This window comes from Curtobacterium caseinilyticum, assembly GCF_030363035.1.
Lineage (GTDB): Bacteria > Actinomycetota > Actinomycetes > Actinomycetales > Microbacteriaceae > Curtobacterium > Curtobacterium caseinilyticum.
Genome location: NZ_JAUCMN010000008.1, coordinates 164,887 through 185,336, shown reverse-complemented (window position 1 = coordinate 185,336; position 20,450 = coordinate 164,887). Strand labels below are relative to the sequence as shown.

The 20,450-nt window shown below is 71.0% G+C and carries 19 protein-coding genes; all 19 read right to left on the bottom strand.

Annotation, left to right across the window (positions count from 1 at the left end; all coding sequences use genetic code 11):
• Nucleotide 1: 1 nt before the first annotated feature.
• The 19 genes from QUG93_RS12655 to QUG93_RS12565 all read right to left on the bottom strand — a co-directional run bounded on the left by QUG93_RS12655 (nt 2) and on the right by QUG93_RS12565 (nt 20,422).
• Nucleotides 2-871, bottom strand: a complete 870-nt coding sequence (locus QUG93_RS12655; RefSeq protein WP_289474403.1) for an oxidoreductase — start codon at nt 869-871, stop codon at nt 2-4.
• Nucleotides 872-890: 19 nt separating this feature from the next.
• Nucleotides 891-1,307, bottom strand: a complete 417-nt coding sequence (locus QUG93_RS12650) for a hypothetical protein (RefSeq protein WP_289474401.1) — start codon at nt 1,305-1,307, stop codon at nt 891-893.
• 262 nt (nt 1,308-1,569) lie between these two features.
• A complete protein-coding gene (locus tag QUG93_RS12645) occupies nt 1,570-1,941 on the bottom strand; it encodes a hypothetical protein (protein WP_289474399.1) in 372 nt (123 codons plus the stop codon).
• A 355-nt stretch (nt 1,942-2,296) separates the two neighbouring features.
• Complete coding sequence (locus tag QUG93_RS12640; protein ID WP_289474397.1) at nt 2,297-2,548, bottom strand: hypothetical protein; 252 nt, start codon at nt 2,546-2,548, stop codon at nt 2,297-2,299.
• A 91-nt stretch (nt 2,549-2,639) separates the two neighbouring features.
• Nucleotides 2,640-3,122 carry a hypothetical protein gene (locus QUG93_RS12635; RefSeq protein WP_289474395.1) on the bottom strand — a complete coding sequence of 161 codons (483 nt, stop codon included), beginning with the start codon at nt 3,120-3,122 and terminating at the stop codon, nt 2,640-2,642.
• 29 nt (nt 3,123-3,151) lie between these two features.
• A complete protein-coding gene (locus QUG93_RS12630) occupies nt 3,152-4,678 on the bottom strand; it encodes a hypothetical protein (RefSeq protein WP_289474393.1) in 1,527 nt (508 codons plus the stop codon).
• The gene (locus tag QUG93_RS12625; RefSeq protein ID WP_289474391.1) at nt 4,671-5,525 is read right to left on the bottom strand and encodes a hypothetical protein; all 855 of its coding nucleotides are present in this window, start codon (nt 5,523-5,525) and stop codon (nt 4,671-4,673) included. Before QUG93_RS12625 ends, QUG93_RS12630 begins: the two co-directional genes overlap by 8 nt.
• Nucleotides 5,522-6,073, bottom strand: a complete 552-nt coding sequence (locus QUG93_RS12620; RefSeq protein WP_271826475.1) for a hypothetical protein — start codon at nt 6,071-6,073, stop codon at nt 5,522-5,524. The genes QUG93_RS12625 and QUG93_RS12620 overlap by 4 nt, the downstream gene beginning before the upstream one ends.
• Before the next feature lie 80 nt (nt 6,074-6,153).
• Nucleotides 6,154-6,450: a WXG100 family type VII secretion target gene (locus QUG93_RS12615; RefSeq protein ID WP_289474390.1), complete on the bottom strand. Its 297-nt coding sequence runs from the start codon at nt 6,448-6,450 to the stop codon at nt 6,154-6,156.
• Between the two features lie 127 nt (nt 6,451-6,577).
• Nucleotides 6,578-11,047 (bottom strand): type VII secretion EssC family protein, encoded by a 4,470-nt coding sequence (locus tag QUG93_RS12610; protein ID WP_289474388.1) that lies wholly within the window; start codon nt 11,045-11,047, stop codon nt 6,578-6,580.
• A 43-nt stretch (nt 11,048-11,090) separates the two neighbouring features.
• Entirely contained in the window at nt 11,091-11,621 is a 531-nt protein-coding gene (locus QUG93_RS12605; protein WP_434533115.1) for a hypothetical protein, read from the bottom strand.
• A gap of 47 nt (nt 11,622-11,668) precedes the next feature.
• Nucleotides 11,669-12,244, bottom strand: a complete 576-nt coding sequence (locus tag QUG93_RS12600; protein WP_289474384.1) for a hypothetical protein — start codon at nt 12,242-12,244, stop codon at nt 11,669-11,671.
• A 62-nt stretch (nt 12,245-12,306) separates the two neighbouring features.
• Nucleotides 12,307-13,830, bottom strand: coding sequence for a ribosome biogenesis GTPase Der (gene der, locus QUG93_RS12595; RefSeq protein ID WP_289474382.1), 1,524 nt, complete (start codon nt 13,828-13,830; stop codon nt 12,307-12,309).
• Between the two features lie 121 nt (nt 13,831-13,951).
• A complete protein-coding gene (gene cmk, locus QUG93_RS12590; RefSeq protein ID WP_289474423.1) occupies nt 13,952-14,635 on the bottom strand; it encodes a (d)CMP kinase in 684 nt (227 codons plus the stop codon).
• 182 nt (nt 14,636-14,817) lie between these two features.
• Nucleotides 14,818-15,942: a prephenate dehydrogenase gene (locus QUG93_RS12585; protein ID WP_289474380.1), complete on the bottom strand. Its 1,125-nt coding sequence runs from the start codon at nt 15,940-15,942 to the stop codon at nt 14,818-14,820.
• Nucleotides 15,943-15,961: 19 nt separating this feature from the next.
• Nucleotides 15,962-16,717, bottom strand: a complete 756-nt coding sequence (locus QUG93_RS12580) for a pseudouridine synthase (protein WP_289474422.1) — start codon at nt 16,715-16,717, stop codon at nt 15,962-15,964.
• A 1,255-nt stretch (nt 16,718-17,972) separates the two neighbouring features.
• Nucleotides 17,973-18,659 (bottom strand): SMC-Scp complex subunit ScpB, encoded by a 687-nt coding sequence (gene scpB, locus QUG93_RS12575; RefSeq protein ID WP_289474377.1) that lies wholly within the window; start codon nt 18,657-18,659, stop codon nt 17,973-17,975.
• Complete coding sequence (locus QUG93_RS12570; protein WP_434533114.1) at nt 18,649-19,560, bottom strand: segregation and condensation protein A; 912 nt, start codon at nt 19,558-19,560, stop codon at nt 18,649-18,651. The genes scpB and QUG93_RS12570 overlap by 11 nt, the downstream gene beginning before the upstream one ends.
• Nucleotides 19,544-20,422 carry a ParA family protein gene (locus tag QUG93_RS12565; RefSeq protein WP_289474373.1) on the bottom strand — a complete coding sequence of 293 codons (879 nt, stop codon included), beginning with the start codon at nt 20,420-20,422 and terminating at the stop codon, nt 19,544-19,546. Before QUG93_RS12565 ends, QUG93_RS12570 begins: the two co-directional genes overlap by 17 nt.
• Nucleotides 20,423-20,450: the final 28 nt, after the last annotated feature.

Genomic DNA, 20,450 nt, shown 5'->3' with positions numbered 1-20,450 from the left:
GTCAGGCTGCGCCGATCGCGTCCAGCTCACGGACTGCGTCGGCCGGCAACGTGATGCGCGCGCCGGCGACGTTCTGCCGCAGGTGCTCGACGGACGAGGTGCCGGGGATGAGCAGGATGTTGTCCGAACGCTGGAGCAGCCAGGCGAGGGCGACCGACAGACGGGACTCCCCCAACCGCTGCGCGACCGCATCGAGCGCCTCGGACTGGATCGGCGAGAAGCCGCCCAGCGGGAAGTACGGTACGTAGGCGATGCCCTCCGCCGCCGTCAGGTCGACCAGGTCGTCGTCCCCGCGCTGCGCCACGTTGTACATGTTCTGCACGCACACCACCGGCGCGATCTGCAGCGCCTCGACGAGTTGCGCACCGGTGACCGTCGAGAGCCCGAGGTGGCGGATCTTGCCCTGCTGCTGCAGTTCGGCGAGCGCCTCGAACTGCGGGGCGATGCTGCCCGGCTCCGGTGCGTCGAACCCGCCGACGCGGAGGTTCACGACGTCGAGTTGTTCGAGACCGAGCCGGTCGAGGTTGGCGTGGACGTCCTCGACGAGCTGCTCCGGCTTCCGCGCTGGCGGCCACTGCCCCTTGTCGTTCCGCCGCGACCCGACCTTCGTGACGATGTGCACCTGCTCCGGGTACGGGTGCAGGGCTTCGCGGATGATCTCGTTCGTGACGTGCGGGCCGTAGAAGTCCGCGGTGTCGATGTGGGTGATGCCGAGCTCGACCGCGGTGCGCAGCACCCGGACGGCCTCGTCGCGGTCGGCTGGCGGGCCGAAGACGTGCGGGCCGGCGAGCTGCATCGCCCCGTAGCCGAAGCGGGTGACCTCGAGGTCGCCGAGGTCGTAGGTGCCACCGGGGAGGCTGTTCGTCGTCATGGTTCGACCATCCTCCCGATCACTGCGGTGTGCCTGGCCCTGGTTGTCCCCTGGTCCGCTGACCCCCGGTCGGATCCGCTCCCGCAGCCACCGGCCAGGAGCCGATTCGTTCGTCGAGGGAGCGGCGTCCGAAGCTCGCCTGGTACCCGATCTTCTCGACGAGCTCCGGCGTCGACGGGAAGCCGACGTCGCGCCAGCCGGCGTCCTGCGCGATCCGTCCGATCTCGAGTTGCGGCTCTGTCCTGATCCGCAGGACGACGCCTGCGTCGGGTTCGTGCCCCCGTGTGGACCAGGCCAGGGGAAGAACCGCGTCGATCAGTTCGGCGACCTCCGCCTCCGAGCGACCTGCTGCGGGGGCCGAGATGTCGACGGCGATTCGGTAGTGCGCGGAGAGGCCGTCCGTGGTCTTCTCCTCGTCGACCGTCGCAGTCAGCACGTTGGGCAGGGCGTAGATCTCGGATGCGACCGCTTCTCGCGATGCAGCTCCATCAGCGTCGGGGTCGGGCGTCGAGCACCCACTGAGCGCAGGGATGAGCGACAGCAGCACTCCCGCTGTGATCAGCCTCCGCACGAGCTCGTCCTGCACTGCCTCGCCGTCGGTCCAGCAGCCTCAGGGCGAGCTGGGAAGCCAGCAGACCGCCATCGCCCCCATCCGAGCGGGCTGTGCCGCCCTCGGAGTTGCGGTGAAGCGAGGATCATCATGCGGGGCCAATCCTTGACGGCCACTTTCCGTATCTTTCCTGCAGCTCGGAGAAAGAGACGAACACCGTGCCCGGATCGCTTTCGTCCCACCCGACGACTTTCCATCCGGACTGCTCGAGTGCGCTCCCGAGCGGCGCACCATCGTAATCGCGCAGGACAACCCGGACACCGGCGGTCGGCTTCCAATTGCGTACCGAGTACGCGGCCTTGAGCAATTCCTCAGTGAACCCAGGCACGTTTGCGACAGTGTCGCGCGGCCGATCGGCCGTGAGGACGACGATCGTCGTCGATCCGAACGTCTGTGAGATATCACGATGAGACACCTTGACATCAGTGACCTTCATATCACGCTCTACTGCGGTCGTCACTTCATCCGCACTAGCTCCACCGCGCATGGCAGCACATCCCGTCAGGATCAGGCCTATCAAGAGGAGGCAAGCAGTAAACCTGCTGGTCGCTCCGCGATTACCCACGCGCGACATCGTAGTCCTTTGCTGTCGAGGTTCCGCCCTTCAGGAACCAGTTGATCGGCGACGGCGCCTGCGGTGATACCGCCGAGGCCGAAGCCGGTGAGCCTCATCGGAGCGTGGCCGTCACAAATCTCCGGAGCAACGTCGAGCGTCGATCGCACTGCTTGAGTCAGCGCTGTAGGGTCTCCGTGCCTCATCGCTAGGGCATCGGAAATTGCATCGTTCGAACGGGTGCTCCGCGGGCCTCGTCAGGTCAGGAAGACGGTACCGCTCCGGGCCATCGGCCGAGTTGACGCTCGAGAACCTTCCGAGGAGCGACCACCACCTCCTTGAAGGAGTCAGAGGTCGACCGGTACTGCAACCCGTTCCAATTCTGCAGGAGTTCTCCGATCGTCACCTGCGGTTGCGTACGGACGCGCACGCTGACGCCTTGGTCGGCCTCGACATCCTTGATCGACCAACCGAGAGCGAACATGTACTCGACCAGAGCGCGTTGCTCTTCCACTGAAGTGCTCGTCGTTAATCCCTCGAGCCAGATTCGACGGTGTTCTTGGAAACGCTCACTCGGCAAGGAACACCTTCCGCTTCCAGGAGCCTCAGAGAGCTTTGCCAGGCCACGGACCGAAACGTTTTTGGAGCTCGTCCGGGGAGAGCAGGACGAGCTGCTTCAACTCAGCAGTCGACGTCGTGTAAGCGGCTTCTGTCCAGCCCCGATCCTTGGCCACATCCCCGATGACGAGCTGCGGACTCGTCCTGAGACGGATGAACACTCCCGTGTCGGGTTCTGCTTCGTTCACGGACCAGCCGAGCTGTGCGAGTTGGTCTACGAAGCCGGGCGCCGCTGCGGTATCTTCGACCGTCGCAGCGATCGACACCTCATGGCGTTCGTTGAGACCGGACACGGTCCGCTCTTCTTTGATGGAGACGTCAGAGAGACCCTCGATCGAGGAGAGCTGCTTCCGCGCCTGTTCAAGCGACTGCCCGCCCGCAGGGTCATGCAGCGAGGACGACGGTGCGCTGGACGTCGTTGTGCGGAGCGCACTACAACCAGACAGCGCTACGACGGCCATCACCGTCACGACGATTCCCGTTCGCACCCTTCCGCCTGTCACTCTGATCTCCTCTGCACCTGGTAATCCGTCACGGTTGTCGTCTTCCCGTTCCCTCCGAGGAACTGCGTGATTGCAGGGTCGTCATTCACTGAGGGGACACCGCTGGCCATGACCGCGTATCGATTCGCATCGTGTGCGGTGGCAACAGTCGGCGCATCGTGTTCGTTGGCCTTCAGCGGCGCATCCCCACGAAGCGTCGTCCAGTCTCTGGGATTCGGCGTTCCGTCCAAGGCCGCGATCGGATCAGCCGTGGACTCGAGGGCTGTCACGTGCACGTCGGACGGGATGTCCATCGCACCGATCGGGGAACCAGCGGTCACCACCTGCTGGATGTTGTAGCCGCTGTCACCCGCGGCGACCGCACCAGCCGTGATCCCTCCGAGGCTGAAGCCTGTCAGCATCACGGGTTCGTCCTTGACCCCTGCCTTCCGTAGAGCCTCGATGACGGCCTGTGAAAGAGCGGTCTGGTCACCGTGACGCATCGCAATCACGTCCGAGGTAAGATCATTCGGGGTGTCGCCGGCCTCGGGATTCCAGCTCTGTGTGCTCGGGATCTGAACTGTGAAGCGAGTGACGCCGTTTTCGTCAACCGTCTTGAACACCCGGACGTTCGCGAAGTCTTCTTGGCCCATCCGGTCGATCTGACCCGAACTCGCGAGCAACGAGCTGACGTCGGTCGGGATGATGTTCCCGGCCCCATCGGTGGTGAACTGCTGACCTGTCTCACGGATGCCATCGACGAGAGCGCGCTGCCGCCGATCATCGACTTGGCTGTCGGACAGGACACCGTCGATGAAGCGCGGCACACCGTCCTCGAACAAACCGAACTGGCGACCATCCCCGATCAACGTACTGAGGAGGCCGTCGTAGGTGTTCGTCGTGCGGAGATCGCCCAACCAGGCTTGCTCCATCGCGACGATGTCGGGACTCATCCACGGCAGAGCTGCGGAGAAGTTCCTGTTGAAGGACCGAGCCGCCGCCAGGGTGAACACCGCGGTGCGCTGGGTCAGGTCGCCATCGGTCCTCAGCGCGGTGAGCGCTGCTTCGCTGAAGGACACCGTGACAATGCCCAGGACGTCGAGTGCAACGCCGCTCCTGACAGCCTCGGTGGCGAGCGCTCCGAGCGCGATCGTGCCGTAGACGACGGTCCCGGTGACGAGTGCCACCGTCTCAGCGACATCCGTCGTGGTCGCCCAGGTCGCAGCCGCTGCGACGTGCAAGCCGGCGACGGTGAGAGCAAGCCCTGCCTCGGCCGCCTCGTACACCTTCGAGATCGACGCCGTGATGATCACGAGCGCCTCGGTGGAGACGATCGTCACGCTCAGCTGCGCCGAAGCGTTCATCACCGCGCCCTCGGCCGCAAGCGCGGTGCCAGGCGAGAGGATCGCCGACGCGAGGAGGTCCCCGTCTACCGACAGCGCCCCGACCTTCGGCACGAGCGGCCCGGCGAAGGCGTTGAGCGCGGTGATCCCCGTGGTGAGTCGGTCGATCTCCGCGTAGTCGACCTTGATCCCGTCAGACATCTCGATCCCTGATGAGTCCAGCGACGAGGCCGAGCAGATCCGTCCGGATCTCCTGGTCCGTCTGCGCCGTCACGGTGACCGTGCCGGCATCCGTGATGAGTTCGGGCGTGACCTCCGAGCCACGGGCTTCCGCGTCGAGGCCGACGCTCATCCGCAGCCACCCGCGGCGCGTGCCGAACCAGTCGGCGACGAAGACCGGCCCACGATCGGCGGTGAAGGCCTTCACTCGGAAGCCGTACTGCACGGGTTCGGCCAGTCCGCGGAACAGGCCGACCGCCTCGGCCGGGACGTGCAGTTCGGCGACGACGGCATCGATCACGCGGGCATCACCCCGCTGGATCGCGTCGACCAGTGCCTGGGACGCGACCGTGCTCACGGTCGTGGTGCCGCGGACGGGGTCGCCGACGTCGAGCGACGGGATGAGTTCGACGAGCGCCGACCATGCCTGGTCGAGGACGGAGCCGCGCAGGTGTGCCCCGCTGTCCGATCCCCCACGAGCGCTCCGCACGGTCAGGTGCGACGCAGCGTTGCCCTCGATCACCGTCGAGTGCGCCGAGGTCGACTCCCGGTCCCACGCACTCACCTGGATCACGATCGAACCGGCGTTCTGCAGTGCGAGTGTCAGCAGGAACGGCGCATCGAGGTCGTCCGACCACGACTCGACGTCAGCGTCGGGCCGTCGCGTGAGCACACCGCGCTCGACCAGCGCTTCCGTGGACTGCTGCTCGGGTGCACCCGAGGGCACGAAGGACGGCAGGACGAGCCCGGGCAGGTGTTCGCGAACGGTCCGCAGCTCGTCGACCGTCAGGTCCCAGTCGATGACGTCGGTCGCCGGTGCCCCGCTCATCCGACGCCGTTCCGGATCGCGGCGCCGCGCACGTCGATCCAGTCCTTCGACCCGGACGGCGGCGGCGACGGCACCTGCGCGATGAACGACTTGGCGCTCGCGACCTGGCCGTCGGAGACCTGCTGGCCGCCGAGCTCGTGCACGGACACACGGACGTGGTCGGGTTCACCCGAGCCGGCGGCACCGATCACCTGCATGAAGCCGTTGACCGCGTTCGACGCGACGTCCTTGACGGCGTTCACGACGTTCGCCGCCAGATGCGCGGCCTGGTTCCAGAGGTCACGTGCGATGCGTTCGGCTTCCGCGATCTGTGCCTTCACTGCGTCAACCGCCTTGGCGTGCGCATCGAGGGCGTCTGCTGCCTCGTCGAGCAGCTGCGCCTTCTTGCCGAGCTCCGTGCCCGACTCCTGGACCCGACGACGCACGGCGTCGGCGGCCTTCCCCGCCGACGACAGCCCGTCGGCCTGCGCCACGAGCGCGCTCGCCCGTGACCGCAGCCCGTCGGCGTCGTCGCGCAGCGCACGGGCCTTCGCCCGGAGCTGTGCCATCTCCCCGTACATGCTCTACCCCCAACGGAGGAGACGACCGGCACCTGCAGCGCCGGCCGTCCCTGGTCCGGTCGTCCCGATCAGCGCCCGAGTCGCGACGCGAGCTGCTGGTCGACGTCGCCCAGCGTCTGCGCGGTGGTGCGGAGGAACTGCGCGAGGTCGTTCAGACCGCCGATGGTGTTCTGCGCACCGGTCGTGAAGCGGTTGTACGCCTCGTTGTAGGCACCCGAGGAACGGTCGGTCTGGAAGCCGGCCTGGGTCAGCGATGCGATCTGCGCCTGCAGCTTCGACAGGGTCGCGTTGATCTCGTCGCGTCCGGCCAGCAGACGGTCGGCGTTGCTGTTGAGCTCCTGGTAGGAGACGTTGATGTTGGCCACGTTGCACCCCTTAGGTGGTCTGGATCGCCAGCCCCTCCGGCGATCGGGACCACGGTAACACCGCTGTGGAACAAATCACCCATGCGATGTCGACGCCCCCGTCCGAGGGGTACGGCGGTGTCCGTCGTCAGGCGGACCGGGCGTCGCGGGCGACCTGCACGCGGGTGATCCGCCCGGAGTCGACCATGATGCCCCGTCCGACGGGGAAGTCGGTCCGTGTGACCCGCGGGAACGCCGTCCGGAAGAGCGTCAGCCCGTCGGTCTCCTCCGGTTGCAGGGCGATCCCCGCGCGTGCGGTCTTGAGCTCGGCGAACAGCTGCCAGGCGCTCGGCGCCGTGACCGTGTCGGCCTCGGCGAGGACGAACACGCCGGCCCGCCGCGCGGCCTTGATGAGCCGCGCGACCTGGCTCTCCGCCGGCAGCCCCTCGAAGTCGCCGACGTTCTCGATGACGATGACGGGGTCCGGGCCGGTCGACTGCCCGGTCTCGAGCGCGGTGGCGAGCTGTGAGGCGATGGCTTCAGCGTCGGTGGCGTCCTGCGCGGCGGATGCCCACTCGGTTGCGTCGCGGAGCGTCGACCGCCGCCCGACGACGAGGTGTGCCGGCCGGTCCGGCCACGTCGCCCGCACGGACCGCAGGACCGTGCGCATCGTGGTCGACCGCCCGGAGCCGAATGGTCCGGTCACCACGAACAGGCCGTCGGTCGGGACGCCGACGGGGCCCAGGGTGTCGTCCGCCAGCCCGATGGTCGGACGGCCGTCGACGGCGGCCGGCAGGTCTGCGCGGTCCACGTCCTCGGGCAGCCGACGGATGGGCGGCGCCTCGGCCACGCCCCGCCGCACGAGGTCAGCGGCGAGGGCCTCGACCGCCGCGGCCTGCGCGACGAGGTCGGCGGAGGCCCCGGGGACCGCGAGCTGCACCTCGTGCTCGTCGACGAGCCCGCGTCCGGGGACCGCGTCCTCGAGCACGTCGGCGGCCACGTCCGCCGCGTGGTACTCCGTCTCGGTGGCCAGGCGGAGCACGATCCGCTCCCCGATCGCCGCCTGCAGGTTCGACGGGAACGCCGCGATGCGGTCGGCGCTCATCACCAGGTGCACGCCGAGCGCCCGTCCGGTCGCGGCGACGGCGACGAGCTGGTCGAAGACCGGCTGGGTGCCGAGACGGAACTCGTACTCGTTCCGGAAGGCACCCATCCCGTCGACGAGGACGATGATGCGCGGCTCGGCGGTGCCGGTGACGGTCCGGTACTCGCTGAGGTTCGCCGCACGGGCGGCAGCGAAGCGGGACGACCGGTCGGTGACGGTGGCCTCGAGGTCGGCCAGGAGGCGCGTGATGCGTTCGTCGTCCGGCCCGCTGATGACGGTGCCCACCGTGGGCAGCGCCTCGAGCATGCGCAGGCCGCCGCCACCGAAGTCGAGCCCCGTGATGCGGACCGGGAACCGGTCCGCCGCGGCGGAGGCAGCGACCGCGACGGCGCGGAGTGCCGCGGACTTGCCGGCGCCGCCGGCGCCGAGCACGGCGACGTTGCCGGCCGCGTCGAGGTCGAGACGGAACGGTGTCTGCTGCTGCGACTCGGGGAGGTCGACCGACCCGATGACGAGCGCCGAGCCGTCGGAGGCGGGCAGTGCCTCCAGGCCGATCGCGTCCGGGAGCTGGTCGAGCCACGGCTTCCGGGGGACGTCGAGCGAGCGGTCGTCCGCAGCGCGGACGATGGTCGCGGCGAGCCGCTCGATGTCGCGGGCGCGCGAGGAGTCCCGCGGTGCGCGCGCCGGGCTCGGCCAGGTGCTGCCGGGTCCGAACGGGAAGTCCTGCACGTCGACGTCGGGTTCGTGGACGACGTCGTCAGAGCGGCCGCCGAGGTAGGCGGTCTGGAAGTCGAGGACCCGACCAGGGCCGATCTTCGCTGCCGCGCGACCGGGGGTGCCCGGGTCGAAGAAGGCGGCGTCGGGCACGCCGAGGACGTCCTCGCTGTCGACGGGGTCGGCGACGCGGAGCGCGATGCGCAGGTTCGTGTTCGCGCGGAGGGAGTCCTTGATGACCCCGCTCGGACGCTGCGTTGCCATCACGAGGTGCAGGCCGAGGGACCGGCCCCGCTGGGCGACGTCGATGACCCCGTCGATGAACTCGGGGATCTCGGTCGCGAGCGCGGCGAACTCGTCGATGACGATGACGAGCACGGGCGGCGCCGCCGGGTCGCCCCGCTGTTCGAGGGTGACGAGGTCCTTCGCACCGCGGTCGTTCAGCAGGTGCTCGCGGTACCGGAGCTCGGCACGCAGCGACGTGAGGGCGCGACGGACGAGGTGCGGGTTGAGGTCGGTGACGAGGCCGACGGTGTGCGGCAGGCCGACGCACTCGGCGAACGCAGCGCCGCCCTTATAGTCGACGAGCAGGAAGGTCAGGCGGTCCGGCGAGTACTCCGTCGCCATGCCCATGATCCAGGTCTGCAGGAACTCGCTCTTGCCCGCGCCGGTGGTGCCACCGACGAGCGCGTGCGGCCCGTGGGCGCGGAGGTCGAGCGCGAGGGGCTCGCTGGGCCCCTGCCCGACGACGGCGCGGACGCCGCCGCTCTCCCGCCCTGCTCCGGGGACCCACTCTCCCGTCAGGCTGTCGTTCTTCACCCAGCGCTGGACGATCGCGGCCGGGTCGCCGGCGACGTCGCCCTCGTACAGGTCGACGAACGCCACGCTGTGCGGCAGGTCGGTCTCGTCGAGCACGCGTGCACCCGAGTCCTGGATCGGTGCGATCGCCCGAGCGACCGTCGCGGCCTCGATGCTGTCGACACGGTCGAGCTCCTCGAGCACCACCGACTGCCCGGACCGGACGAAGCCGACCGTGGCGGTGCCGCCCGCACGATCGAGCACGATGTGCGTGCGGCACACGACGGGCAGCGCCTGGAGCGTCGGCGCGAGCCAGAGCACGTGGACGCCGAGGTCGGGGCCCTCCTCGGCCAGGGCGACCAGCCGGGCGCGGTCCGCCGGTGCCTCCGCGGTGACGAGCACCACGACGGCGGGCGTGGCCGGCAGGCGGTCCACCGACTCGCCGTGGTCCTCGTCGAGGGCACGGGACTCGTCGATGCGCGACCGCACCTGTTCGCCGCGCCCGAGCCCTGCGGCCCTGCGCGTGGCGACCAGCCCCTCGAGCTCGGCGAGGAGCGTCGAGGCGCCGGCGAAGTCACGTACGAGACCGGCGGAGCGGAGCGGACTGTACGGCGAGTCGACGTGGGGCAGCCACTTCAGCCACGCCCACTGGTCGGTCGTGGTGCCACCGGCGAAGGCGGTCAGGACGAGGTCGGCGGGGCTGTGCAGGCCCGCGAGCTGGACGACGAGCGAGCGCGCGACGTCGTCCGCGGCGAGTCCCGTCCCGGCGACGCCGATCGCTCCGGCGCGCTCGAACGTCTCGACCACGGGCACCGGTCCGACGGTCGCGTACTCGTCGGCGAGCGCCTCGGCACGGTTCCAGTCGTCCACGCTGCCGGTGTTCTTGGACGGCAGGGTCACGGTCGAGCGGGACGGCTGCTCGCCGGCACCGAAGCGGACCTCGAGGAAGGTGGTGTGCTCCGGCTTCCGGGTCCACAGCAGCGCCGAACGCTCCCGCATCGCCGCGGTGACGATCGACGGCGCGGGCGACTCCGCGGTGCGGGCCTCGACCTCCACCGTGCGGGCCGCTGCGAGCCGTTCACCGACGTCGGCGAGGGAGTCCTCGAACCGCTCCCGTTCGTCGCGACGCCGACGTCGGACCTGGACGCGCTGGTCGATCCAGGTGCCGATCATGATCACCGGCGAGAGCGCGATGAAGATCAGCGTGTAGGGCTGTTTGGTGACGAGGAAGAGCACGGCGCCGAGGATGATCGGCGCGATGATCGCGATCACCGGGAGCCGGGGCTTCTCGCCGGGAACCGGGATCTCGGGCAGGGTGAACTGCCGACCGCGGTGCGCTGGCTCGACGCGGGGCGATCGGCTGAAGTCGGTCTCACCCGGAGCGGTCCCTGCGCTCGACGGTGCTGTTCCGGGCACGGCGCCCACGGTCGGCAGGGGACGGATGCGCAGGGTGGTGTCGCCGATGCGCACCACCGTGTCGGGGTCGACGAAGGCTCGGGCGACGAGGCGTCCGTCCACCTCGACGCCGTTCGCGGAGTTGAGGTCGACGACCTCGATCGTCTCGCCCACGGTGACGGTCGCGTGACGGCGCGACACGAGGTCGTCCGACGCGAGCCAGACCTGTGCCATGGCGTCGCGCCCGACCAGGTTCACGCCCTGGGACAGGGTGTACTCGTTGCCCGCTTCCGGACCGGACACCACCTGGGCGACTGCGGCGGGCGCGTCCTCGACGTCGTCTCCGCGGCGGCGGTCGGTCGCGGCGACGACCTCGACCCGGCACCCGGACCGCAGGGACGACTCGTGCACGGTCGCCGACGGGTTCAGCAGCCGCGGCTGCTGCCGGTCCGGGAACCACACGCGCAGCGTGAGCGGGACGCCGTCCGTCGTTGTCCGCCCGCGCGACAACCGGTCGGCCAGCGAACCGATGGTCGCCGTCACGTCCGCCGTCACCACGACGTCGCGATCGGACCGCGGACCCGCGATGGTCACCTTGAGTTTCACACACCACCCCCGTGTCGATCATCGTACGGCCGCCCTCCGACCGTCACGCTGCGGACCGCCCCCGTCGTGGCGTCCGCGCGGGCTTCGGGAACGTCGTGCGCATGTGGTCGCTCGTCAGCACGTCGCCGATCCCGATCATGAGCAGCGAGAACAGGATCTGCTCGATGACCATCCAGAACGGGTAGAGCCCGGGGATGGCGGCGACCACGAGCGTCACGACCGGGAAGATCCGGCTGAACAGCCGGAGGCGCTGGTACGCCCAGTAGTAGCCGAGCTGCGCCCGCCACGCGAAGACGTAGAGGGTCAGGGTGATGAGCAGCACCACGGTCGCCCGGAACCACACCGCCCACGCGACCGTCTCGCCCGCACGGGTGAGCAGCACCGCGACGACGATCGCGGCGAGGCCCACGAGGGTCTCGGCGACGAGCAGCCACCGGATCCACCGGAACGACCGGACGGTGTCCGGGTGCGCGAGCATGTCCTCACGGATCACGTAGTCGGCCTGACGACCGCCGGCCAGGCGGTCCAGGTGCAGCCGGCACCACAGACGGTCGGCGAGGACGGGGAGGCTCACACGACCATCGTGCCGCATCCGGCCGCTGCCATCGATCCACGTCGACGTCAGTCGACGGGGACCAGCCACGCGGTCCCGAGGACCTGGCCGGACGCGTCGTCGACCAGGGCGGCCCACCTGATGTCGGCCTGCAGGGCACTCGGATCCACGACCAGCGAGGCGTCGCCACCGTCGGCCGAGAAGACCGCTGTGCCGGTCGCGTGCGCGAGACCGTCGGCACGCGGTGGCGCCTGCCGGGCGAGCACGAGCCGGGCCTCCTGGTGCCCCGCGGGCAGCGCCATCCCCGGCACGCTGACAGCGACGGTCGCATCGCCGACGCGTTCGATCCGCACGGTCCCGGCGACGCCGTCGACCGTGGCGGACAGTCGTCCGGCCACGGGGAGCGCGCGGTCGATCCAGTCCTCGACCGCGCGCGGGACGTCCTGCCGAGTCGTGTCACCGGGGATCGGCGCTCCGAGAGCGTTCGACACCTGGAGCGGACCCCCACTCTCGTTCGAGGGCGCGGGCACCGACGAATCCGGCGTCGACACCGCGTGTGCGCTGATCACACCCTCGTCGACGGCGCCCCTCCGTCCGGCCGCCCACCAGGCTCCACCGACGACGGACACGACGACGGCGAGCACCGCGAGGACCGTTGCCGGTCCCCGCCCTGCCCGCCGTCGCACGCCGTCCCCCCGGATCCGCGCTACGAGCGCTTCCGGCGCTCGCGGACGCGCATGTTGACGTTGATCGGTGTTCCCTCGAAGCCCCACACCTCACGGAGACGACGGGTGATGAAGCGTCGGTACTGCGGGTCGAGGAACGCCGACGTGAACAGCACGAAGGTGGGCGGCTGGCTCGAGGCCTGGGTGCCGAACAGGATGCGCGGCTGCTTGCCGCCACGGACCGGGTGCGGGTGCTCCTGCACGAGCTCGGCGATGAAGGCGTTGACCTTGCCGGTCGGGATGCGGGTGTCCCACGACTCGAGCGCGGTCTCGAGCGCCGGCACGAGCTTCTCGAGGTGGCGGCCGGTGCGGGCGGAGATGTTCACGCGCGGAGCCCAGGCCACGTGGGCGAGGTCCTGCTCGATCTCGCGCTCGAGGTAGCGGCGGCGGTCGTCGTCGAGCAGGTCCCACTTGTTGTAGGCCAGGACGAGCGCACGGCCCGACTCGAGCACGAGGTCGATGATGCGCAGGTCCTGCGTCGAGATCGGCTCGGTCACGTCGAGCACGACGACGGCGACCTCGGCCTTCTCGAGCGCCGCGGTGGTGCGGAGCGAGGCGTAGAAGTCCGCGCCCTGCTGCAGGTGCACGCGCTTCCGGATGCCGGCGGTGTCGACGAAGCGCCACACCCGACCGCCGAGCTCGATCTGCTCGTCCACCGGGTCGCGCGTGGTGCCCGCGAGGTCGTTGACGACGACGCGCTCCTCGCCCGCGGCCTTGTTGAGCAGGGAGCTCTTGCCGACGTTCGGACGGCCGAGGATCGCGACGCGACGGGGGCCACCGACCTCCTGCTTGGCGACCGCGGAGGTGTCGGGGAGCGTCTTGATGATGAGGTCCATGAGGTCCGCGACGCCGCGACCGTGCAGCGCGGAGACCGGGTGCGGCTCGCCGAGACCGAGGTTCCACAGCTCGAAGGCGTCGAGGTCGCGGCGGTCGTCGTCGGCCTTGTTCGCCACGACGATCACCGGGCGGTCCGTGCCACGCAGCATCTTCACGACGTGCTCGTCGGTCGCGGTGATGCCGACCGTGACGTCGACGACGAAGAGCACCGCGTCGGCGAGGTCGACCGCGACCTCGGCCTGCGCGGCGACCGAGGCGTTGATGCCCCGGGCGTCGGGCTCCCACCCGCCGGTGTCGACGAGCGTGAAACGCTTGTCGTTCCACTCGGCCTTGTAGCTCACGCGGTCGCGCGTGACGCCGGGGACGTCCTGCACGACGGCCTCGCGGCGACCGATGATGCGGTTGACGAGCGCCGACTTGCCGACGTTCGGGCGACCGACGATCGCGAGCACGGGGTAGGCGGGCAGGTAGTGCACGCCGTCCTCGCCGAGCTCGCCGGCGTCGAGGAGCGCGACGTCCTCGTCGTCGAGCTCGTACTCGTCGAGTCCGACGCGGAGCGCGTTGGCTCGCTGGTCCGCTTCGGCGTCGTCGAGCCCGGCGAGCCGCTCGCCGAGCGCGTCGTCGTACTCCGGGAAGTCGTCGTTGTCGTGGCTGTCCTGCTGGGCCATGGTGGGGTTCCTCGTGTGCGACCGGAGCCGCGGTGTCGGTGGCCGTTCCCGGCCGGGCCGGTCACCCGGCCGTGGTGACCGGGCAGCCCGGTCGTGGTGACCGGACGGCGCCCGGTCTGCGTCAGTGCGTGGCCGCTCGGGCCAGGTCGACGACCGCCTGGACGGTCTGGTCGAAGTCGAGGTCGGTGGAGTCGAGCGTCGTGACGCCGTCCGCGGCGTTCATGAAGTCGACGACCTTCGCGTCCGCCGCATCACGTCGAGCGAGTGCGGCGGAGGTCTCGGCGGCCGACTGGGTGGTGACCTCAGCCGAACGTCGAGCCATCCTAACCGACTCGTCGGCGGTCAGCAGGATGCGGACCTCGGCGTCGGGTGCGACGACGGTCGTGATGTCGCGTCCCTCCGTGATGATGCCCCGGGCGTCGGCCTTCCGCATGACCCGGCGGAACAGCTGCACGAGCCGCTCGCGGACCTCCGGCAGCTTCGCGATGTGCGCGACGGCCGCGGTCACGTCCGGCGTGCGGATGGCGTCGGTCACGTCCGTTCCGCCGACGCGGACGAAGTAGTCGTCGGGGTCGGTGCCGATGGCATAGTCGAAGGTGTCCCAGCTCGCGAGCACGGCGGCCGGGTCGTCGAGGTCGACGCCCTGCTGCAGCGCGTGCCACGCGAGCGCACGGTAGGCGGCTCCGGTGTCCTGGTAGCCGAACCCGAGCACGCGGGCCGCGGCCCGGGAGACGCTCGACTTGCCACTGCCCGCGGGGCCGTCCACCGCGATCACGGTCTTGGCGACGAAGGCGCCCTGCGGCAGGCCGGACGGCACCGGCGCGCTCGTCGAACCGGGCTCCCCGCCGCCCTGGCCGTCGAGGCCGCCGGCGACGTCACCGCCGCCGAGCGGACCGGGCTGCTCCCCCGGCGTCGGCAGCCCGGAGTCGGGGCCGTCCGGCCCGCCGGTCACGCCGGACTCGTTCGGTGCGGTGTACGCGTCGTCGTTCAGGCCCATGCTGCTGCGATCCTCCATCCGCGACCCTCGAGCTCTTCGACGAGTCGCTGTTCCTGCTCGGGTACGACCGACACCTCGACGATGCCGATCGGTGCGCCGGGCGAGTGCTCGAGGCGCATGTCCTCGAGGTTGATGCCGATCTCCCCGATGAACGTGAGGAGCGCGGCGATCTGCCCCGGGGTGTCGTCCACGAGGACGACCACCTGGGCGAACCGCTTGGTGGTGCCGTGCTTGCCGGGCAGCCGTTCGACCCCGCGGTTGCCCGCTGCGATGGTCTCGGCGATCGTCCGGGGTGCCCCCTGGGCGTCGGGGTCGTCGAGCGCGTGCAGCACCTGGTCGAGGTCGTCGCGCAGGTCGGCCAGCACCGGTCGGATGTTGGCGGCGTTCGCGCCGATGATCTGCACCCACAACCCCGGGTCGCTCGCCGCGATGCGGGTGACGTCACGGACACCGCCGCCGGCCAGTTCGAGCGAGCCGTCCGGCGCTTCCCGCAGCCGCGCCGCCATGAGCGTCGAGACCAGCTGCGGCGCGTGCGACACGTAGGCGACCGCCAGGTCGTGCGACTCCGGCTCCATCGGGACCACGGTGGCGCCGACGTCGAGCGCGAGGTCCTCGACCACCGCGGCGCGCTGGTAGGTGATGGCGTCGTGCCCGGCGATGACCCAGGGCCGTCCGACGAAGAGGTCCGCGCGCGCCGCGGTCGGCCCGCTGCGCTCACGCCCGGCCATCGGGTGCGAGCCGATGTACCGGCTGATGTCCGCGCCCGCGTCACGCAGGCGGTCCAGCGGTCCGGTCTTGACGCTCGCCACGTCGGTCACGACCGCACGCGGGTGGGTCGCGAGCTCACGCTCGACGACGGCTGCGACGACGTCCGGGGGCACCGCCACGACGACGAGCTCGGGTTCGTCCCCCGGCGCCGGGCGGCGACCAGCGCCGTAGTCCACGGCGAGCGCCAGCGCGGCCGGCGAGACGTCGTCGAGGACGACGTCGACCCCCTTCTCGCGCAGCGCCAGGCCGATCGAGGCACCGAGCAGCCCGGCACCGACGACCCGCACGGGCCCGCGGAGCCGGCGGTCGATGTCCGGTTCGGCGAGCGGGGCGGGGGCGTCGGTCACCGGGCCAGCCTACCGACGGTCAGTCGGCAGTCTCCTCGTCGGTGTCGGCCTGTGCAGGACCCTTCGCCTCGCGGGCGATGCGCAGGAGTGCGCCGAGTTCGACGGTCGAGAGCTCCCGCACCCTGCCGATCGGCAGCGAGCCGAGTTGGAGCGGACCGAACGACCGGCGGACGAGCTCGAGCACCGGGTGGTCGACGGCGTCGAGCATCCGACGGACGATGCGGTTGCGGCCCGAGTGCAGTGTGATCTCGACGAGCGACTCACCCCGCGCGGACTCGAGCAGGCGCACCTTGTCCGCGGCGATCGGGCCGTCCTCGAGCTCCACGCCGTCGAGCAGCTGCTGCACCGTCGCCGGGTTCACGTTGCCCGCGACCTTCGCGATGTAGGTCTTGGTCACACCGAAGGAGGGGTGTGCCAGCACGTGCGCGAGGTCGCCGTCGTTCGTCAGCAGCAGCAGGCCGGACGTCTCCGCGTCGAGTCGGCCGACGTTGAACAGGCGCTCTTCGTACCGGTCGACGAACTCGGACAGGTCGCGCCGGCCCCGCTCGTCCTGCAGGCTCGACACGACCCCGGTCGGCTTGTTGAGGAGCACGTACCGCCGCGAGCTGTCCACCTGAACCGGCACGCCGTCGACCGCGATGTCGTCGGTCCGCGGGTCGACGCGCCGCCCGAGGGCCTCGACCACCTCGCCGTTGACCGTCACGCGGCCCTCGACGATCAGGTTCTCCGCGACCCGTCGGGACGCCACGCCCGCAGCGGCGATCACCTTCTGCAGACGCTCACCGTCGGCCTGGAGGCCCTGGTCACCCCCGGCGGACGACCCCGCTCCGTCGGCGTCCCAGTCCGGGATGACGGGGCGCTCGGGCGTGCCCTCCAGCGGCGCACCGTGGTCGTCACGCGCGCCCTCCGGGCGCGGCGTCGTGCGCGGGTCGGTCCCGGCAGCGCGACCGCGGTCGCTGTTCCGGGCGGTGGTGGTGCCACCGACGTAGCGGCGGCCGTTGTGCCACACGGTGCTCGGGCGGCCGTCGGGGGCCCGGCGGTCCTCGCGCGCGGGGTCTCGGCGGTCGTCGCGGCGGTCGTTGCCACGTCGGTCGCTGCCGCGGTCGTCCCGGCGGTCGCTGCCACGACGCTCGCCAGCCCCGCCGCGGTCGTCGCGCCCACGGAAGCCGCCGGCACCACGGTCGTCACGCCCACGGAACCCACGGTCGTCGCGGTCGCGAGCGCCGCCGCCCTGGCGGTCGTCGCGCCCGCGGTACCCACCCGGGGACTGGTCGTCCTCGCGGCGGACGAAGCCGCCAGCTCCGCCACGGTGGTCGTCGTCACGGCTCACGAAGCGGCCGCGGTCTCCGCCCGGTCGGTCCTCGCGGCGGCGGTACCTACCACGGTCGTCGTTCCCGCGGTACCCGCCACCGGTCCCACCGGAGCGGTCGTCGCGCCCGCGGTACCCACCACGGTCGTCGCGCCCGCCGTAGCCGCCGCGGTCGTCGTTCCCGCGGTACCCACCACCGGATCCACCGAACCGGTCGTCGCGGCCGCGGTACCCACCACGGTCGTCGTTGCCGCGGTAGCCACCGCCGGCCCCGCCCGAACGCTCGTCGCGGCCGCGGTACCCACCACGGTCGTCGTTGCCGCGGTAGCCACCGCCCGCGCCACCCGAACGCTCGTCACGGCCGCGGTACCCACCGCCGGTCCCACCGGAACGGTCGTCACGCCCGCGGTAGCCGCCACGGTCGTCGTTGCCGCGGTAGCCACCGCCCGCGCCCCCGGAACGCTCGTCACGCCCGCGGTAGCCACCGCCGGCCCCACCGGAACGTTCGTCACGCCCGCGGTACCCACCACGGTCGTCGTTGCCCCGGTGTCCGCCGCCGGTCCCACCAGACCGGTCGTCACGCCCGCGGTACCCACCACGGTCGTCACCCGACCGGCCACCCGCACGGGCGGAGCCGCCGTCGCGGTCGCGGGGCGCGCCTCCCGGCCGGCCGCCGCCGTCGCGACCGGACCCGCCCCGCGGGCCTCCTCGTCGTTCGTCCTCATACGCGGCCATCGGGGATCCCTTCGTTCTGCTCGAAGCCGCCGGCGCCGTCCTCGAGGAGGGGCGAGATGAGCGGCAGCTCGTCGAGCGAGTTGATGCCGAGCTGCTGGAGCAGCAGGTCGGACGTGACGTAGTTGATGGCGCCGGTCTCGGCGTCGGTGAACGATTCCTCGATCAGCCCGCGCGCGACGAGCGTGCGGACGACCCCGTCGACGTTGACGGCGCGGATCGCGGCGATCTGCGAGCGCGTGATCGGCTGCTTGTAGGCGACGACCGCGAGGGTCTCGAGGGCGGCCTGCGACAGCCTGGCGGGGCGCTCGGCCTCGACGAACTGCTCGACGACGTCGTCCAGCTCGCGTCGGACGTAGAAGCGCCAGCCGCCACCGACCTCGCGCAGTTCGAAGCCGCGACGGACGGTGCCGTCGACGCCGTCGAAGTCGGCCACGAGCCGCTCGATCGCCTGGCGGACGGCGGGCACGGGCGCACCGACCGCGGCCCCGAGGGACACCAGCGACTGCGGCTCGTCGGCGATCATCAGGATCGCCTCGATCTGTCGGTCGACCGGCAGGTCCGTCCGCGCAGCCCCCGGCGCGTGCAGCTCCTGCTCGATCGCACGCGCGTCGGCGACCTCGTCCGCTCCGCCGGGCTCTGCGCTCGACGAGTGGGCGCGTGCGTCATCCGTCATAGTCGGCTCCCAGATTTGCGAGGCTCTCGTCGGACCAGTCCTCGGCGGTCCACCGGAGTGTCAGCTCCCCGAGCGGTTCGGCCTGCTCGAACGAGATCGACGCGTTCCGGTACAGCTCAAGGATCGCCAGGAAGCGAGCCACCACGATACCCGTCTCCGAGACGCCGGCGACCAGCTCGCGGAACGAGACGTCCTCGTCCGCGCGGGTCCGGAGGATCGACACGACGATCGCCGCCTGCTCGCGGATGCTGACGAGCGGCGCGTGCAGGTGGTCGAGCCCGACGGTGGGGATCTCCCGCGGCGCGAAGGCGAGCGTCGCGATCGCCGCGAAGTCCTGCACCGACAGGGTCCACACCAGCTCGGGCGTCCGCGCGCGGAAGCGTTCCTCGAGCCGGACGCGGCGCACGTGGCGGCGGGACTCCTGCTGCCACTGCTCGCCGAACCACTCGGCCGCCTGCTTGAACGCCCGGTACTGCAGCAGCCGTGCGAACAGCAGGTCGCGGGCTTCGAGCAGGGCGACGTCCTCGGCGTCGACGAGCTCCCCCTGCGGCAGGAGACCGGCGATCTTCAGGTCGAGCAGGGTCGCGGCGACGACGAGGAACTCGCTCGCCTCGTCGAGCTCGTCGGCCGACTCGGCCAGGCGGACGTACTGGATGAACTCACCCGTCACGGCACCGAGCGAGACCTCGGTGATGTCGAGCTCGTGCTTCGTGATCAGCGAGAGCAGCAGGTCGAAGGGGCCGTCGAAGTTGCGCAGCCGGACCCGGAAGCCGGGCGCGGTGGCGCTGCCGACGGGCGCGTCGTCCGCTGAAGCCGGTCCCGCGGGCACGGGCACCGGCGCCGTGCCGCCCGACGGGTCCGCGGCATCGCTCCGTGGGACGGGCTCAGGCGACGGCGCCACGCTCGACGAGCTCCCTGGCGAGCGCCCGGTAGGCGTGCGCCGCGGCGTGCTCGGGTGCCGTCTGCGTGATGGGACGCGCCGAGACGGTGGCATCGGGGAACTTCACCGTCCGGCCGATCACCGTGTCGAGCACGTGGTCGTCGAAGGTCTCGACGACACGCTCCATGACCTCGCGCGAGTGCAGCGTGCGCGAGTCGTACATCGTGGCGAGGATGCCGTCGAGCCGGAGGGCCGGGTTGAGCCGGTCGCGCACCTTGTCGATCGTCTCGATGAGGAGCGCGACGCCGCGGAGCGCGAAGAACTCGCACTCGAGCGGGATGAGCACGCCGTGCGCCGCCGTGAGCGCGTTGACGGTGAGCAGCCCGAGCGACGGCTGGCAGTCGACGAGGATGAGGTCGTAGTCGCCCGAGACCTTGCGCAGCACGCTCGCCAGGATCTGCTCCCGGGCGACCTCGTTGACGAGGTGCACCTCGGCCGCGGACAGGTCGATGTTCGCCGGGATCACGTCGAGCAGCGGCACGTTCGTGGGCTGGATGACCTCGCGCGGGTCCTTCACGGCGCCCATGAGCAGGTCGTAGACGGTCGGGATGTCGTGTGTGCGGACCCCGAGCCCCGCGGACAGGGCTCCCTGCGGGTCGAAGTCGACGGCGAGGACCTTGCGCCCGTACTCGGCGAGCGCGGCACCGAGGTTGATGGACGTCGTGGTCTTGCCGACGCCGCCCTTCTGGTTGCAGAGCGCGATGATGCGGGCCGGTCCGTGACCGTCGAGCTCCTCGGGGACGGGGAACTGCCGCACGGGCCGACCGGTCGGACCGATCGGGGTCTCGCCGGTGCCGGGGGTGCTGGTCGGGTTCGTCCTCACCCGGTCATCGTACCGGCGAGCCGCGCCG

Bases quoted from the DNA above. Each gene is read 5' to 3' on its own strand.
- scpB (WP_289474377.1), bottom strand. From the start codon at position 18,659: ATGACGGATGACGCACGCGCCCACTCGTCGAGCGCAGAGCCCGGCGGA.
- der (WP_289474382.1), bottom strand. From the start codon at position 13,830: ATGGCCCAGCAGGACAGCCACGACAACGACGACTTCCCGGAGTACGAC.
- QUG93_RS12620 (WP_271826475.1), bottom strand. From the start codon at position 6,073: ATGGCACAGCTCCGGGCGAAGGCCCGTGCGCTGCGCGACGACGCCGAC.
- QUG93_RS12625 (WP_289474391.1), bottom strand. From the start codon at position 5,525: ATGAGCGGGGCACCGGCGACCGACGTCATCGACTGGGACCTGACGGTC.
- QUG93_RS12630 (WP_289474393.1), bottom strand. From the start codon at position 4,678: ATGTCTGACGGGATCAAGGTCGACTACGCGGAGATCGACCGACTCACC.
- QUG93_RS12655 (WP_289474403.1), bottom strand. From the start codon at position 871: ATGACGACGAACAGCCTCCCCGGTGGCACCTACGACCTCGGCGACCTC.